This window comes from Bacillus sp. GM2 (assembly GCF_056155945.1).
This window is the reverse complement of record NZ_JBRKSZ010000008.1, coordinates 753110-769778: the sequence shown is the minus strand read 5'-3', so window position 1 is coordinate 769778 and position 16669 is coordinate 753110. Positions and strand designations below refer to the sequence as shown.

Genomic DNA, 16669 nt, shown 5'->3' with positions numbered 1-16669 from the left:
GAGGGGACGATTGAAAGTCCCCGCCTGACAAGCAGACTTTCTTCGTCTCCTGCCTGCGACTTTAGGAGGAAGAAAATTATGTGTGGTATTGTAGGTTATATTGGCCAGCTTGATGCAAAGGAAATTTTACTTAAAGGTTTGGAGAAGCTGGAGTATCGCGGCTACGATTCAGCTGGAATCGCTGTAGCGAACGAAGACGGCGTACACGTGTTTAAAGAAAAAGGACGGATCGCCGATCTTCGCGCAGCCGTTGATGCAAACGTGAAGTCACAAGCGGGAATCGGACACACGCGCTGGGCGACTCACGGAAAACCGAGCCGTCTAAACGCTCATCCGCATCAAAGCGCATCAGGCCGTTTTACACTTGTTCATAACGGCGTCATCGAAAACTATGTTCAACTGACGCGCGAATATTTACACGATGTAACCCTTAAAAGCGATACGGATACAGAGGTTGTCGTTCAAGTGATCGAGCAATTCGTCAATAACGGCCTTGACACAGAAGAAGCGTTCCGCCAAACGCTCATGCTGCTCAAAGGCTCTTATGCGATTGCATTATTCGATCATGAAAACAAAGAAACAATCTATGTTGCGAAAAATAAAAGCCCGCTTCTTGTCGGCCTTGGAGACAATTTCAATGTTGTCGCGTCTGATGCGATGGCGATGCTTCAAGTGACAAACGAATACGTGGAGCTTATGGATAAAGAAATGGTGATTGTCACAGACAAAAAAGTCGTGATCAAAAACCTCGACGGAGAATTGATGTCACGTGCCTCATATATTGCAGAGCTTGATGCGAGCGATATCGAAAAAGGCACATACCCTCACTACATGTTAAAAGAAATCGATGAACAGCCGCTTGTCATGCGGAAAATCATTCAGACGTACCAAGATGAAAACGGCAAGCTCTCCATTCCTGGAGACATTTCAAACGCTGTTGCTGAAGCCGACCGCGTCTATATCATCGCCTGCGGAACTAGCTACCATGCAGGTCTTGTCGGCAAGCAATTTATTGAAACATGGGCGAAAGTTCCGGCTGAAGTCCATGTCGCAAGCGAATTCTCTTACAATATGCCATTGCTTTCTGAGAAGCCGCTGTTTATCTTTATTTCTCAAAGCGGAGAAACGGCTGACAGCCGCGCGGTTCTCGTACAGGTGAAAAAGCTCGGACACAAAGCGCTGACATTGACCAACGTACCGGGATCCACGCTTTCCCGTGAAGCGGACTACACGCTTTTACTGAATGCCGGCCCGGAAATCGCGGTTGCGTCAACAAAAGCATATACGGCGCAAATCGCAGTTCTCGCTATTTTGGCAGCCGTGACTGCGGAGAGCCGCGGAAAAGCACTCGGCTTTGATCTTGTCAAAGAGCTCGGCATCATCGGAAACGCGATGGAAGCCCTTTGCGACCAAAAAGACGAAATGGAAATGATCGCACGCGAATACTTGACGGTAACACGCAATGCTTTCTTCATCGGCCGCGGTCTCGACTATTTCGTCTGCCTCGAAGGATCCCTGAAGCTGAAAGAGATTTCTTACATTCAAGCTGAAGGCTTCGCCGGCGGCGAATTGAAGCACGGTACAATCGCATTGATCGAAGACGGCACACCGGTCATTGCCCTTGCGACACAAGAGCACGTCAACTTAAGCATCCGCGGAAACGTCAAAGAAGTGACAGCCCGCGGCGCCAACCCTTGCGTGATCTCGCTGAAAGGCCTGGAAGAAGCAGACGACCGCTTCGTCCTTCCGGAAGTGCATCCGGAGCTTGCGCCGCTCGTCTCCGTCATCCCGCTGCAGTTGATCGCATACTATGCTGCGCTGCACCGCGGCTGTGATGTTGATAAGCCGAGGAACTTGGCGAAGAGTGTGACGGTGGAGTAGGAGTCGTTTGAAATAAAAATTTGTACCCCTCTTGGATTGGATGATCTGGAGGGGTATTTTTATGTTTGAAAGAGGAATAAGTCTTATCAAAAATCGAAGTGCGCTAGATTGTAAGTGAAGCGCACAGCGGAATGCCGGGGCGGTTTGGACGATGCTCGTATATATACTTATCTTTTAAGGAAGTGTAACCATGAACAATGAAACGTACATTGAAGTTAACAGAACATCGCAGCTTATGAATAAAATGAGAAAATTTACAGTGCTGATTGATGGTGTCGAGGCTGGAAAAATCAAAGATGGCGGGAGACTGCGAATTGATTTGGAGCCTGGCGAACATGAGATCCAAGTGAAAATTGATTGGTGTGTAAGCCAAGCTTTGAGGTTTACTTTAGATGAAGGAGAAGTGTTAAAGTTTAGATGCGGAAGTCCGGTTCGTGGGTGGAAGATGTTCTTCGGACTTTTTTATGTATTGGCCGATCCAGAGAAATACTCGTTTATTGAACTGGAAGAATAGGCGATTGAAAGACGGCCTTGGTCTTCATCATCCCTATCAAACGCTGCACCGTAACAACCTGACTAGGAGTGTGACGGTGCAGTTTTTTTATCCGAGGATGAATATGAAGCGGTGTCAATGATGGAAAAAAGCCCTATCCTATTTAAAACACTTTATTTCTATAAATCCGAATCGACAGAAGCCATGAACACCCATACAGCGTAATAATTGATATGGCAACGATCAGATAGAGAAAAGTATTTTGTAAGGTTAGAAGCATGTGAATGAACTCTCTAATTTGATCGTTCAAATTTTGGACGAAAAAGTTAATCGTTAGCATATATAAGCCAAATGCAGCAATAGAAGCAATCACGAGATAGTTGCTTTTGAATTTATAACAGAATGGCAGCATGAATGAAGCAGCTGTCATCACAATGGCAACCATTAGCAAGATGTCTTTCCAGATCGTAAATTCCCGGTGAATGATGAAGTGTACGATAAATATGGCTGCAGCCACCATAGATGTAAAGAGAACGACGACAATATACTTTGAACTGACAATCTCCTTCCGTGTATAAGGCAAAGAATTGAGAAGGATATGTATAGAAGACTTTTCATCTATTGAAAAGGCATACATCGATATAACGATACTAAATACAACCCCAACCCAGATTGGAGAAATATCTAACATTAAATAAACACATAATACCAAAAACGAAGCCGCCAATGTTTTTTTCTGTAAGACAATGTCCTTACGTATTAAGTTGAACATGCTGCTTTAGCTCCTTTCTTCGTATAAAACATAATATCTTCCAGAGTCGGTTTTTCAATTAACACCATATCCCCAAAAATGTTTTCTGTTCGTGATTTATTCGCAGTCAATGCTTCAAATCCATGAGTTGATTTTCGAACCGCTATAAACTCCTGTTCGGTCTCCTGGTCTAACAACTCCATGCCGCCTTTTACAATTGCATATTGTTCTTCAATCTCGTAAAAGTCCTTTGTAAAGATATGCTCTCCTTTATGAATGAACGTGATATAATCTGCAATCTTATCTAAATCAGTTGTAATATGAGTCGAAAAAAAGATCGTCTTATCCCCATCTTGCATGAGCTGATGCAAGATATCCAACAGCTCCCGGCGGAAAATCGGGTCCAGTCCGGACGTCGGTTCATCCATAATAATTAATTCCGCACGATGGGACAAAGCGACGGCTAATGATGCTTTCATCATCATCCCTTTTGAGAATGTCTTGATTTTATTAGTGAGCGGCAAGTTAAATGTGTTCACATAATCATTAAATACATGTTCATCCCAATTGACATAGGATCTTTTCACAATATCCTTCATTTCAGCCAACGTTAAATGTTCATAAAATATGTTGGAATCAAATACAAAGCCAATTCGTTGTTTAATTTCCTTCTCATGCTCCTTGTAATTCAAGCCAAATACCGTAATCGTTCCGCTGTCAGGCTGCAATAAGTTCATGATCAGTTTAATCGTTGTCGATTTCCCCACGCCATTTCCGCCGATAAATCCGGTGACAAAACCTTTTTTTACATTCATTGAAAAGTCCTTTAGTTGAAAACCATCGAACGATTTATGAACATGCCGGAGTTCAATTACATTGTCCATCATTCTTCCTCCTGATATAAAATGGTAAGCAAATCTTTTAATTCTGTAAGGGGAACGCCAATGTCTTTGCTGTTTTTTATCGCTGCTGTCAACTGCTCTTCAATTGCTTTCATTTTTCCTTCTTTCATCATTTCGTCATTCTGATCTGATACAAAAGAGCCTTTCCCGACTACGGAATAAATGAAGCCATTCTTCTCAAGTTCTTCATAGGCGCGCTTTGACGTAATAAGACTAACATTCATGTCCTTTGCCAATTGGCGCATAGAAGGCAGCGGCTGTCCCGGTTTCAATTCATTCGCAAGAATATGATCTTTAATTTGGGTGTAAATTTGTTCATAAATGGGTTGCTTTGAACTATTCGAAATTATAATTTTCATTTCAAAACCTCTTTTGATTATATACAATATATACAATATGTACAATATGTACAATATACACAAAGATTGACTGAATGGCAACGATTTTTTTATGTACTCTTTGAATAACGGGAGTGAACTGTCAGCCAGGAAATGATATGAAGGATAAAAGGGCACCATACATATTGACAATTTGCGATATGAAGATATAATGATTGGTATGGAACCTATTGAAATTTTCAAAGCTTTATCAAATGAATCAAGGCTGCAAATTTTGCAATGGCTGAAGGAGCCTGATCGTCATTTTGAACCCCATGAAGGGATTGATATGAACACAATCGGGGTATGTGTCAGCCAAATCACAGACAAATTGAAAATGACGCAATCAACGGCTTCCCAATATCTCGCCATTCTTTTAAGAGCCGGCTTGATTAAGGCGGAACGAATCGGAAAGTATACGTACTACAAAAGAGACGAAGAGGCCATCAGAAAGCTTGCTGACTTTCTTAAAACAGAGATATGAGCATTCAAAAAATAAACATCATCAAGAGGTGTTTATTTTTACGCCATACATATCGACATATTCCGATGTGTTTATTTTTTTTGATTTACATATCGTTATTTCGTGATATGTAAATATATAAAGCGATGAAGGAGCGAACGATTATGTTTAGTGCTTGGAAAATTTATATTTTAGCGATCATCAGTTTTTTGGTAGGGACCTCAGAGTATATTATTTCCGGGATTTTGGATCAGATCGCCCACACACTCGGGATAACTTTAGCTGCCGCGGGCCAGCTGATTACGATCTTTTCACTTGTGTATGCAGTTTTCACACCGGTTCTCATGGCGTTGACGGCAAGTATGGATAGGCGCAAGTTAATGATGTATGCTCTCGGTTTGTTTGTGATAGGAAATATTCTGGCCTTTACCCTGCCTGGCTATGGCTGGTTTGTTGCAGCGCGGGTCATTATGGCATTGGGGGCAGGCATGGTTGTGGTCACGGCATTAACGATTGCCGCCAAAATCGCACCGGCGGGTAAACAGGGCAGTGCAATTGCTACAGTGGTCATGGGGTTTACCGCTTCTTTGATCATAGGTGTTCCACTCGGAAGAATGACGGCAGAAGCATTAGGCTGGAAGTCTGTATTTGGAGGAATTGCTTTATTGGGATTCATCGCAATGATTGTTATATTCTTAATCTTGCCGCATACTGAAGGCGATAAGCCCGTCCCTTTGCTTCAACAGCTTTCTCTTTTAAAGAACCGGAAAGTAGCAATGGGGTTATCAATCACTTTTTTCTGGCTCGGAGGATATTCCGTAGCATATACTTATCTGTCTCCTTACCTTCTGTCCGTTTCAGGGATAAGCGGCAATTTGCTAAGCGGCTTTTTGCTTATATTTGGAATCGCCAGCTTGGTTGGATCGAAGTTTGGCGGATATAGCACCGATAAATGGGGCGTTCCCTTTACACTCATTGGCGGGATGACACTGCATATCATCGCACTGATTTTGCTGTCGCTTGTCACCCATTCCTATGTCGGAGTACTGTTGATTCTCATATTATGGTCGTTTGCCGCATGGTCTACCGGCCCGACACAGCAATATCACTTAGCGACGCTCGAACCCGAATTGTCAGGTGTATTGCTCGGCATCAATCAATCGATGATGCAATTCGCCATGGCCGCAGGTGCAGGAATCGGAGGGATTTTTGTAGAAAAAATATCGCTGGCTTCTATTACATGGTTTGGGGCACTGGAGGTTACGATTGCGATTGTTGTTGTTTTGGTGACTTTCAGTTCGCATGCTAATCAAAGGGCTTCGAATTTAAAAGAAATAAATCAATAACGATGCCTTGATCAGCTTTGAAGGTTCCATGGTTTAGTTGAGGGTATTAACACACATAGGGTAAAGAATGTTCTTCCAAGCTAAGGCCGTAACATTCTCAATTTTAAGGTTGAAACTATACACTCGTGTCATTTATAATTGGAATATAAAAATGACACATGTGTATAGTTTTTGTTTGTGTTCTAAAAGGAAGGTGACATCTTTATGGCTCCGAAAGTCGATGAAGAATATAGGGAGGAAAAGAAAAGAACACTATTAAAAGCGGCAACAAAAGTATTTACAAAAAACGGCTATATTCACACTACGATGCAGGATATTATGGATGAGGCCAATGTTTCCAGAGGAACCCTTTATAATTACTTTGATAATATTGACCATATTTTTATGGAAGTTCTTAAATTAGACGATAAGGATCAAATTGATCTGTTTTTAGATGAGGGTCCGTTGTGGCCGGCATTTAAACGCTGGATTGGAGAGATGCAGACTCAAATTGAAGCAGTCGATCAATCGTTAATATTTGCTAGGGCCGAATTTTTCTTATCGTCAAAGTTTATGAAAAATAAAGGTGATTTTCCTTACATATCTGAACGCTATCAGCAAACAGCTGATGCTGTTGAAGAAGCTATTCATAAAGGGGCGGAACTGGGTGAATGTCAACCTAAGCTGCCCCCGTCATTGATTTCGCGATACCTCATTTCGTTCATTAACGGTTTAATGCTGGATACCTTTCAATTGGGGAATGAAAAAACAAAAGTAAAGGAGCAACTGTCTGTATTGCTTTTTTCTCTTGAACAAATGATTAACCCGCTGGAAAAGGAGTGAATCGTCATGCTATTCGAATCTTCCAAAGTTAGGCTGAGAAAAGTTACGGTAGAGGATGCAGAGCTTTATCATATATGGAGAAATGATATAGAAGTGATGCGAAATACAAATCCTTTTTTAGATATCTATTCCATTGAAGCAACGAGAGACTTTATTGAACAAGTGATTCTGGGCTCCAACACAGCCAAAAGCTATATGATTCTCGAGAGGGTAAATGAAAAACCGATTGGCATTACATCATTAATAAATATTGATCATAAGAACAGAAATGCTGAATGTATTATCGACATTGGAGAGAAGGATTTTTGGGGTAAAGGCTACGGAAGAGAAGCTTTGACCTTGCTGTTGAACTACGCATTTTTAGAAATGAATCTGCACCGGGTTTATCTTAGAGTGTTTTCATTCAATAAAAAAGCGATTCGTTTATATGAGAAACTAGGATTTAGCCATGAGGGAATCAGCCGGGAGGCGCTTTTCAGGGAAGGGGTATGGCATGATATTGTGCATATGGGTCAGTTGCAAAGTGAATATTTAAACAACATGGATAGTCAGACCAGTAAAAATGAGAAAGCCCCTTTGGTGTAGGCAGCCAAAGGGGAATTTTTATATCCAGAAGAACTTCCTAACATTAAATGCCGTTGCCCAGGTTTTGGAATATATGACAAATCGAGGGTTCAGCCATATGTTCGCCTAGTTTGTTATAGTCTAACAACGTTAATGAGTATCGTTTAGCTGTTTAAAATCCCCAAATAAGCCTTCCAAGGCCCGACATCGTCCTGATATCGCTTCGCCAGCACTCTTGCGATTTGCGAGATGTGAGTGAGATCGTGGGCAACCCATGTTGAGATCTGCTCTCTCAGCTTAACGATTCCGAATTCGGGGTGCACCCCCGTTTGTTCGAAGTCGGTTTCAGGATTAATGATCTGCCGCAATGTTTTCAGATTCGCCCGTCTGATTTCAGCAAATTCGTTAAGCAGCTGTTCCATCGTTTTCCCGTCGTTTTGATTCAACTGGCTGAAGCGGTCGAACGTCGGAAAAGGTTCCGTTGCTCCTTTTGTCACGATCATTTTGATCCGCGGCAACCAATTGTTTTTTTCTCCTTCAATCAGATGGCCGACGACATCAAAGGCGTTCCACGTGTCTTCGCCTTCATCGCAGCTGATCCAGGGGTTTGATAATCCGGTCAGCAGCTGACTCAACGTTTGTGGTGTGCGCTCTAGGATTTCGATTGCTTCCTCGAGTTGAAAGTTCATGTGAATGACCTCCTTTCATAAAAGTTCACGTCAACTGCCGCTCAGCAAACTCCCGATACAGCGCATGCGAAGCAATCAGCTCGTGGTGCCGCCCCCGCCCTGTAATCTCGCCTTTTTCGATAAATATAATTTGGTCCGCGTTCACGATTGTCGATAGCCGGTGGGCGATGACGAAGGTGGTGCGGCCTTCCATGAGGCGGGCAAGCGCCTGCTGGACGATGGCTTCTGATTGGCTGTCGAGGCTGGCTGTCGCTTCGTCCATCATTAAAATTTTCGGGTCGCGCAGGAAGGCGCGGGCGATGGCGATCCGCTGTCTCTGGCCGCCGGACAGCTTGACGCCGCGTTCACCGACTTCCGTATCAAGCTGCTCTGGAAATTGTTTAATAAATGTGTCGGCATACGCCATTTCCGCGACTTTCCACAGTTCTTGATCGTCAATGCTGTCGGCGTGATCCAAGCCGTAGCACAAGTTCTCACGGATGGTGCCGGACATCATCGGGCTGTCTTGAGATACGTAGCCGATCTGGCTGCGCCACGATTTCATCGACAGCTTGTTGATCGGTGTTTCCCCGATGTTAATGGCCCCTGAGTCCGGTTCGTAAAATCGTTCCAAGAGGCCGAACATCGTCGTTTTTCCGCCGCCGCTCGGACCGACAAATGCAATCATCTGCCCGGGATCGACGTCGAAAGATACCTCCCGCAAGACAGGCTCGTCATCGCCGTAAGAGAAAGATACATTCTCGACACGTATCGGCAGATTGGAGATATCCATCTCAAGTCCTTCCTAGCCTTCTTCCTCTTCAGTATGCAAAATCTCGATGATCCGCTCTGTTGCTCCTTTTGCTTTTTGCAGCTGAGTGAAAAACATTGTGAACGATGTGATCGGGAAGATGATTTGAAACAGATAAAGCAAAAAGGCGATCAGCGAGCCTGCCGACATCGTCCCCTCAGAGACGCGGATGCCGCCGTAGCCGATGATGGCGACGATCACAATCATAATGACAAGGTGCATAAACGGGGAGACGAGCGCAAATATACGGGCTTCCTTGAGGCCGTATTGAAAGAGCTTCGAAATGCCTGATAACCCTTTCATTTTTTCTGTATGCTCGGCGTTTGATGCTTTCATTAATCTGATTTCGCTTAATGTCTGCTGGACATGTCCTGTGAAGGAAGCTGTTTCATCCTGCAGCGTTTTGGAGATGCGCTGCATTTTCATGCCGAGCGGGATCATGATGAAGGTCGTGATCGGAACGGAGATCAGCATGAGCAGTGTCATTTTCCAATCCATGATCAGCAAAATGATTACCGATCCGACAATGGTGATGATCCCGGAAACAAACTGCGGAAAATGGTCGGAAATCAAGCTTTCAACAATGCCGGTGTCATTGACAACGCGGCTGACGGTTTCACCGCTCGTCTTTTCGTCAAAGTAGCGGACAGGCAGGCGCAGCAGCTTGAACCACATGCGCTCGCGCAGGGAAGCGACCACTTTTTGCCCGGCGTAGGAAAGAAAATAGGTCGAAAACCCGTCGCAGACCGCTTGAACGATAAAAACGAGCGCAAGGATTCCCGCTAAGGCCAGATTGATCGAATTGGCGGAAAAGCCGTCAACCATTTCTCTTGTCAACAGCGGAATGGACAGGCCGACCAATGTAGTGACGAGGCTTGCGGTCAAACCGACGGTTAAAGCCAGCCTGGGTACGCCGGATGTGAGAATCATGGAGAAAAACGGTTTCATGCTATTGTTGTTTTCTGTTTTCATTTGATAAACTCCTTATCGATATAATGTCAAAGAAGTGGATGGCGCAAGCTGTAACTCATCATATTACGATTTAAACAGCAGAAAGTTCCCGATCATTGCCGATTTTAGCTTCATGCTAAAAAGATTGACAGGAGAGATGATTGTAACTATTATTGTTACATATGGTTGATGGAATATAAGAAAGGAAGAAAAACATGACGATAAATATTAAAGTATACTCCGATTATGTCTGTCCATTTTGTTTCCTCGGAAAAGACCAATTCGAAAAAGCGATCGAAGGCAAAGATGTGGAAGTCGAGTGGCTGCCATTCGAACTGAGGCCGCGTCCATCTGAGCAGCTTGATCCGTTAAATGATCCATCAAAATTGGCAATGTGGGACGGCGCTATTAAGCCGCGAATCGAGGCTTGGGGCGTCAACATGAAGCTGCCGAATGTCTCTCCGCATCCTTATACAGATTTGGCTCATGAAGGCTATCACTTTGCAAAAGAACACGGTAAAGCGAAAGCGTACAATGACCGGGTTTATCAAGCCTTTTTCCAGGAAGATCAAAATATTGGCGACATCGACGTATTAACAGCGCTGGCTAAAGAAGCCGGACTGGATGAGCAGGCTTTTAAAGAAGCTTTAAACTCCAGAACATATCAGGACGTGCAGCGGACGGCGCTCCAACACGCTTACGAAGAAGCCGGCATCACGGCCGTTCCGACATTTATCATTGGCAATGAACGGATAGCCGGAGCCGCGGCAAGGGAAGTGTTTGAACAGGTGATTGAAGAGGAAAGACGAAACATTTCTGCTGATGTTTTGCAATGCGACATTGACGAGAAGTCTTGTTAACAAACACCAGCATACTTGGAACCCTTTAGATAAAAACAGTCTAAAGGGTTTTTTTCGCAGGTGGACAAATCATTGATTGGTGCAAAAGGGGGGAATTTGAATCAGAATAAAGAGGGAAAAAATAAAGTTAAGACAAGTTTAAATAAAGGTGAAAAATCACATATGAAAATATGAAAATAGGATCAAATCATTTACATATATTATTAAATATGGTATAGATTATATTGACATCAGTGTTATTACATATATTAGAATTTCATCATTTTTCAGGAAAGGAGGTTATAAAGATGGAAACGAAAAATAAGGACTTTGTAAGCAAAGTATCTGAAGAGGAATTAAAGAACTTAGCTGGAGGAAATGATGAGATTACTCCGCAAAGCACTGTTGTTTGTGTTAGCTTAAGAATTTGCAAATGGAGTATAAAGTACTGTCCAAGTTTTAAGAGAAAATGCTGGATGTAAAGTTCTGAATATTCTATCATATCACTGCCAATATAGAGAGTTAGAGATAACTCTCTATTTGGTCAGTGAATTTTTCTAAGAAGGGATTGGTTATATGGGAAAAATATTTGATCTTGATATTAAAGAAACCGTTCAAAGCAAATCATTGTATCCTTCAGAAAGAAGAAAAAAGACCGATGCCGATACACCCGTTAACGAGCTACTTTTAAATGAAAAATCAGGCGAATGGGTTCATCTGTGGCAACAGTATGGGGGTCATGAAGAATGTTTTAAGTCATATTTAGATGAAGAAAATATGTTCAGTGAATTTCAATCCTTCTATTCGGATTTTTTTAAGCTGTCTTTTGATTATTTGGAATCTAAATTAGACCAACTCAGTAAACAATGTGATTTGTCTATGATATGCGATATCGCAAATTTAAAAAAGAATATCATGTCGTATATACAAGAGCATGTAGGGTATTTAGGCATTAGAGCTTTAATACAAGATATAAATGAAGAAAGAGAAAAAGGAAGACTTGAAGGAGAAAATCCCAAGGAACGATATGAATATTACGTAAATCATTTGTTGTCAACCAAGGAAAAAAGGCTCGAAATACTTTGCCAATTTCCTGTCCTAACAAGAGTTTTGTGCGAATTTATATTAAATCATATAGACAGCATTACTGAAGCTGTTATGCGTTTTTCAAATGATAGGAACGAAATATTGGAAAAATTCAATTTTAAAGGGGAAGACAAGCTAGCATCTTTATCTTTGCAATTAGGCGACTCCCATAACGATGGCAGAAGTGTCATGGTGCTTCACTTTGAATCAAATAAAAAAATCGTTTATAAACCTAGGCCCCTCTCAGTTGATTTACACTTTCAGGAGCTTTTGCATTGGATAAATAATAAGGGGGGATGCAGGAATTTAAGAACATTAAAAATTTTAAGTAAAAACGAGTATGGGTGGCAGGAGTATGTAGAGTATAAACCCTGTCAATCTAATAGTGAAATTTCCCGTTTTTATGAAAGGCAAGGTGAATATATCGCAATATTATATTTGCTTAATGCCACCGATTTTCATTTTGAAAATTTAATTGCATGCGGGGAACATCCTGTATTGATTGACCTTGAAGGATTAGTGCAAAATACGGAAAAAGACTTGCAGGACGAATCTTCAGCATATAATATTGCATTCAATAAGTTAATAGACTCAGTATTATCTACAGGGATGCTACCTGTTACATATATTAAATCAAGTATATTAGGGTTTGATATTAGCGGCCTTGGCGGAGATGAAGGTCAGCCGACTGGACAACATACTTTTACTGTGAAAAATGTTCAAACAGATGAGATCAAGTTAGTTAAGGCTGAGGCTTTTTCGGAAGGCAGTAAAAATAAGCCCTTTCTTGATAGTGAGAAAGTGGCATCAGCTTCGCAGTTTTCTTCTGAAATTATTAAAGGTTTTCGAGACATCTATTCATTATTTCTTCACCATAAAAAAGAGCTATTGTCTTCAAACAGTCCGTTGAGCTGCTTTAAAAATGATCGAGTAAGGGTCATTTTAAGAAGTACACAAGTTTATTCTACCTTTTTAGACTCGAGTTATCACCCGGATTACTTAAAAGATGGATACAGCAGAGAACGGCTTATAAATATTCTATGGGTTGGCGGGAAAAGCCGGCCGGTACATCAAGATGTCATCATGTATGAATGCAGAGATATCATAAAAGGAGATATTCCTTATTTTTATTGTCAAACTAATTCAGTGGATTTGTATCATCCATTGGGTAAAGTGAAAAGCAATTTTTTTGAAAAGTCGAATTTTGAATGTCTAATGAAAAAAGCAAAATCGTTAAATAAAAGTGATATGGAAATGCAAATCGAATTTATTCAAAACTCTCTCGCTGCCCAATACCCGCACTATAATGACTCCCATAACAACACGAACAATAAAACCTATGCTTTTCATGATCAAACAACAGGCTATTCTCCTGAACAATTTTTAGATGTTGCAGAAATAATAGGCGATGAGATGAAAAAACACGCCATTTTCGGAAAGGAAGATGATGTTACATGGCTGGGGATCAATCAAAATTATAATGATCAACTGGCTTTTAGTCCGCTTGAATTTGATTTATATGATGGTTTGCTTGGAGTAGGACTGTTCTATGCGAACTTATATCATGTTACTAAGAAAGAGGACTATAAGAATATTGCTGACAAAGCATTGAATTCAGCCTTAAATTACGCGGAAAACTATCCATTAGAATTTCCGTTATCGGCCTTTTACGGTTATGGAGCATACGCATATGTACTAAGTAATTTCTCTTTTATTTTCCATTGCCGCGACTATTTAACACAAGCAAAAAAAATGCTGAATAGAGTTTTAGGCTCAATAGAAGAAGATCAATCGCTTGATTATCTAGGTGGTTCTGCCGGCCTGATCATAGTATGTATACACCTTTATAAAAGAACAGGAGAACCTTATTTATTGGATATTGCGAATAGGTGCGGGAAGCTGCTTGTGAACAAAAAAGAGCAGCAAATGAATGGTGCCGGATGGCGTTCAAATCAGCTTGACAAGCCACTTTCAGGACTTTCTCATGGTTCTTCAGGATTTACATGGGCCCTAATGGCATTATATAAGTTTACAAAAAATGAGGATTTCAAAAAAGCATTCATGGATTCCATGAATTATGAAAAATCCTTATTTAATAAAAAGGAAAAGAACTGGTTGGATTTACGGGATAATACCGAGCGTAATGGAAATTCCATGTGGTGCCATGGAGCGGCTGGAATTGGAATGAGCCGAATTATGATGGGCGATTATACGAATAATGTTGAGTTGCTGGATGAAATTGATGCGGCAGTCAATCAAACATTAAAAAGTGGATTTGGCATAACACATAGCTTATGCCATGGAGATTTAGGTAATTTAGATTTACTTCTTTTGGCAGCGAATAAATTCCAAAGTGAAAATTTAAAAGAAACAGCATTAAAAATTGGCAGCGATGTCGCCTGCAGCATTACCGAAGGGAATGTGAGGTTTGGGACTGTTTCAGGTGTCAAAAATCTAGGTTTAATGCTTGGACAAGCAGGTATAGGCTATGGTTTATTAAGGCTTGCTTTCCCGGAAAAGGTCCCTTCAATATTAACCCTTCAAATGAACGGGGGGGACTATAATTGAAAACCAGAATAAGAGTGCCGCTTAAAAGACAAATTGCTCAAACTGATTGTGCTTTATGTTGCCTAACCATGATAGTGTCTTATTACAAAAGCCATGTTGGTTTTCATGAACTGAAAGAAAGGCTGGGCGGCGGACGCGACGGAGTTACCCTCTTCGCTCTATCCAATACGGCCACCGGGATTGGATTTTCCGCAAATGTACTAAAAGCTGATCGTATCAGTTCGATTACTTCACCAGTTATTGTGTATTGGGATCATTTCCACTACGTTGTATTGGAGAAAATAAACAAAAAGGGCTACCATGTGCTTGATCCCGCATTAGGACGATGCACGTATTCAGAAGAGGCTTTTCTTGAACATTTTTCAGGTTATTATCTAGCTCTTGAACCTAATGAAAACTTTATACAAGTAAAGCCTAAAAGTGTATGGCTTCCCTATTTAAAAATAACTTTGGAAAAACCAAAATTACTTTTTTCTATTTTGGTATGGTCCCTGTCTATTCAATTGTTGACTGTTTCCATGCCGATTATCACTAAAATTGCAATAGATGAAATTGCCATTCCGAATCATTACGAATTTCTAACTGTTTTTTTCATTAGTATTTTTGGTTTGGTTATATTTAAGGGGATTATTTCTTACATGCGAGGCCGCTTTTTAACTAATTTAAGGTTGCATCTGGATTGGAGGTTGATGAGCAGGTTTTTTAGACATTTAATTCATCTGCCGTTTCAATATTTTCAGTTAAGGTCATTTGGCGAAATTGTTTATCGAGCCAACTCCCATATTATGATACGAGAGCTTTTTTCTCAGCAGACCATCATGAGTGTACTAGATTCAACTCTCGTTCTTATTATACTGGGATACATGGCGATGACTTCGCCTTGGTTAGCAGGTTGGGTGATTGCCTTTGGTATAGTAAACATATTATTGTTGACTTTTACTCAAAACGCAATTAAACAACGCGCTGAGGAAGAACTCTCTGAGCAGTCCAAATTCCAAGAAGTTCAGGTAGAAACGCTCTATGGAATTTTCGGAATTAAAATGGCCGGAGTTGAAAAACAAGTTTTACATCAATGGGAGCATTTGTTTAAAAAGGTATTGTATGCATTCAAAAAAAATGAATATTTTTCTAATACCATAAATTCGTACATAGTTAGTTTAGAGCTGGCTGCACCTTTGGTTATTTTAGGATTGTCATTACATCAGGTTCAACTTGGAAACATAACCACCGGCTCAATGGTGGCGATCTACTCATTGACAGGAGTATTTTTTGGTTTGGTTTCTTCTTTAGTTGAAACAGCAAAAAGCATGATCACTATGGACACCTATTTGCAAAGAATTAACGATGTGTTGGAAGCGCCAGTGGAAAAAACACCAAAAAACTCAATTAGACCAAAAGAATTAACTGGAAATATTAAACTGGAAAATGTAAGCTTTTCATATACCCAGTATAGTAAACCTGTACTTAAACATATTAGTGTGGAAATAAAAGCGGGGCAAAAAGTCGCTATCGTTGGTCCTTCAGGTTCTGGCAAAAGTACTTTGGCACGTATGCTGCTTGGTTTATATGAACCTACTGCCGGCAAAATCTTTTATGATGGAATCAATTTATTCGACTTAGACAAGCAATGGCTGCGTAGAAATATTGGTGTCGTACCACAAGATGCGACTCTTTTTAATAAATCCATTCTTCATAACATATCTGTTTATGATAAGAATCCTTCTATGGATAAAGTTGTTAAGGTGGCTAAAATTGCACAAATACACGACGAGATTATGGAAATGCCAATGGGTTACCACACTCCCGTATCAGAAATGTCGATGAATATTTCAGGTGGTCAAAAACAGAGAATCATGCTGGCGAGGGCTTTATTGCAAAGCCCTTCAATATTATTGCTGGATGAAGCAACCAGTTCTCTTGATAACTTAAATGAAAAGGTCATAGAACAACATTTAAATGAATTAAAGTGCACGCGCATTGTCATAGCTCACAGGCTAAGTACGATTAAGGATGCAGATCTCATATTAGTGCTAAAAGACGGAGAGATTCAAGAGATGGGCAACCATTTACAATTAATTCGCAACCAAGGATTTTACACCAAATTGTACAATTCAAACAATGACCAAGCGATTGTGGGAGGAGGCTAA

The 16669-nt window shown here is 41.1% G+C and carries 14 protein-coding genes and 1 pseudogene; 10 read left to right on the top strand and 5 right to left on the bottom strand.

Annotation, left to right across the window (positions count from 1 at the left end; all coding sequences use genetic code 11):
• Positions 1–78: 78 nt before the first annotated feature.
• Positions 79–1881 carry a glutamine--fructose-6-phosphate transaminase (isomerizing) gene (glmS, locus tag ACVC9U_RS18480; RefSeq protein WP_441391376.1) on the top strand — a complete coding sequence of 601 codons (1803 nt, stop codon included), beginning with the start codon at positions 79–81 and terminating at the stop codon, positions 1879–1881.
• A 190-nt stretch (positions 1882–2071) separates the two neighbouring features.
• Positions 2072–2395, top strand: a complete 324-nt coding sequence (locus tag ACVC9U_RS18475) for a hypothetical protein (protein WP_003178452.1) — start codon at positions 2072–2074, stop codon at positions 2393–2395.
• A 142-nt stretch (positions 2396–2537) separates the two neighbouring features.
• Here ACVC9U_RS18475 and ACVC9U_RS18470 read toward each other — a convergent pair whose 3' ends face one another.
• Genes ACVC9U_RS18470 through ACVC9U_RS18460 form a run of 3 tightly spaced genes read right to left on the bottom strand, consistent with a single transcriptional unit; the run spans position 2538 to position 4386 of the window.
• Positions 2538–3146, bottom strand: a complete 609-nt coding sequence (locus ACVC9U_RS18470) for an ABC-2 transporter permease (protein WP_441391375.1) — start codon at positions 3144–3146, stop codon at positions 2538–2540.
• A complete protein-coding gene (locus ACVC9U_RS18465; RefSeq protein WP_075753535.1) occupies positions 3134–4009 on the bottom strand; it encodes an ABC transporter ATP-binding protein in 876 nt (291 codons plus the stop codon). Before ACVC9U_RS18465 ends, ACVC9U_RS18470 begins: the two co-directional genes overlap by 13 nt.
• Positions 4009–4386, bottom strand: coding sequence for a GntR family transcriptional regulator (locus tag ACVC9U_RS18460; protein WP_020449927.1), 378 nt, complete (start codon positions 4384–4386; stop codon positions 4009–4011). Before ACVC9U_RS18460 ends, ACVC9U_RS18465 begins: the two co-directional genes overlap by 1 nt.
• A 199-nt stretch (positions 4387–4585) precedes the next feature.
• On the opposite strand from ACVC9U_RS18460, the gene ACVC9U_RS18455 reads away from it, so the two are divergent.
• From ACVC9U_RS18455 to ACVC9U_RS18440, 4 genes are all read left to right on the top strand, one after another.
• A complete protein-coding gene (locus tag ACVC9U_RS18455; RefSeq protein WP_041817139.1) occupies positions 4586–4888 on the top strand; it encodes an ArsR/SmtB family transcription factor in 303 nt (100 codons plus the stop codon).
• Positions 4889–5031: 143 nt separating this feature from the next.
• Positions 5032–6213 (top strand): MFS transporter, encoded by a 1182-nt coding sequence (locus ACVC9U_RS18450; RefSeq protein WP_075753537.1) that lies wholly within the window; start codon positions 5032–5034, stop codon positions 6211–6213.
• A 204-nt stretch (positions 6214–6417) separates the two neighbouring features.
• On the top strand, positions 6418–7035 hold the full coding sequence (locus ACVC9U_RS18445; RefSeq protein ID WP_020449930.1) for a TetR/AcrR family transcriptional regulator: 618 nt from the start codon (positions 6418–6420) through the stop codon (positions 7033–7035).
• A gap of 6 nt (positions 7036–7041) precedes the next feature.
• Positions 7042–7620, top strand: a complete 579-nt coding sequence (locus ACVC9U_RS18440; RefSeq protein ID WP_075753539.1) for a GNAT family N-acetyltransferase — start codon at positions 7042–7044, stop codon at positions 7618–7620.
• Between the two features lie 143 nt (positions 7621–7763).
• On the opposite strand, the gene ACVC9U_RS18435 is transcribed toward ACVC9U_RS18440, so the two are convergent.
• Positions 7764–8288, bottom strand: coding sequence for a DinB family protein (locus ACVC9U_RS18435; protein WP_020449932.1), 525 nt, complete (start codon positions 8286–8288; stop codon positions 7764–7766).
• Between the two features lie 25 nt (positions 8289–8313).
• Positions 8314–10050 (bottom strand): annotated as a pseudogene (locus tag ACVC9U_RS18430) (ABC transporter ATP-binding protein).
• A gap of 194 nt (positions 10051–10244) precedes the next feature.
• Between ACVC9U_RS18430 and ACVC9U_RS18425 the strand changes: the two are divergent.
• The 4 genes from ACVC9U_RS18425 (at position 10245) to ACVC9U_RS18410 (ending at position 16669) form a co-directional block, all read left to right on the top strand.
• Positions 10245–10889 (top strand): DsbA family oxidoreductase, encoded by a 645-nt coding sequence (locus ACVC9U_RS18425; RefSeq protein ID WP_075753543.1) that lies wholly within the window; start codon positions 10245–10247, stop codon positions 10887–10889.
• 287 nt (positions 10890–11176) lie between these two features.
• On the top strand, positions 11177–11350 hold the full coding sequence (locus tag ACVC9U_RS18420) for a class II lanthipeptide, LchA2/BrtA2 family (RefSeq protein WP_154495770.1): 174 nt from the start codon (positions 11177–11179) through the stop codon (positions 11348–11350).
• A 94-nt stretch (positions 11351–11444) separates the two neighbouring features.
• Positions 11445–14522 (top strand): type 2 lanthipeptide synthetase LanM family protein, encoded by a 3078-nt coding sequence (locus ACVC9U_RS18415; RefSeq protein ID WP_075753545.1) that lies wholly within the window; start codon positions 11445–11447, stop codon positions 14520–14522.
• Positions 14519–16669, top strand: a complete 2151-nt coding sequence (locus ACVC9U_RS18410) for a peptidase domain-containing ABC transporter (protein WP_075753547.1) — start codon at positions 14519–14521, stop codon at positions 16667–16669. The genes ACVC9U_RS18415 and ACVC9U_RS18410 overlap by 4 nt, the downstream gene beginning before the upstream one ends.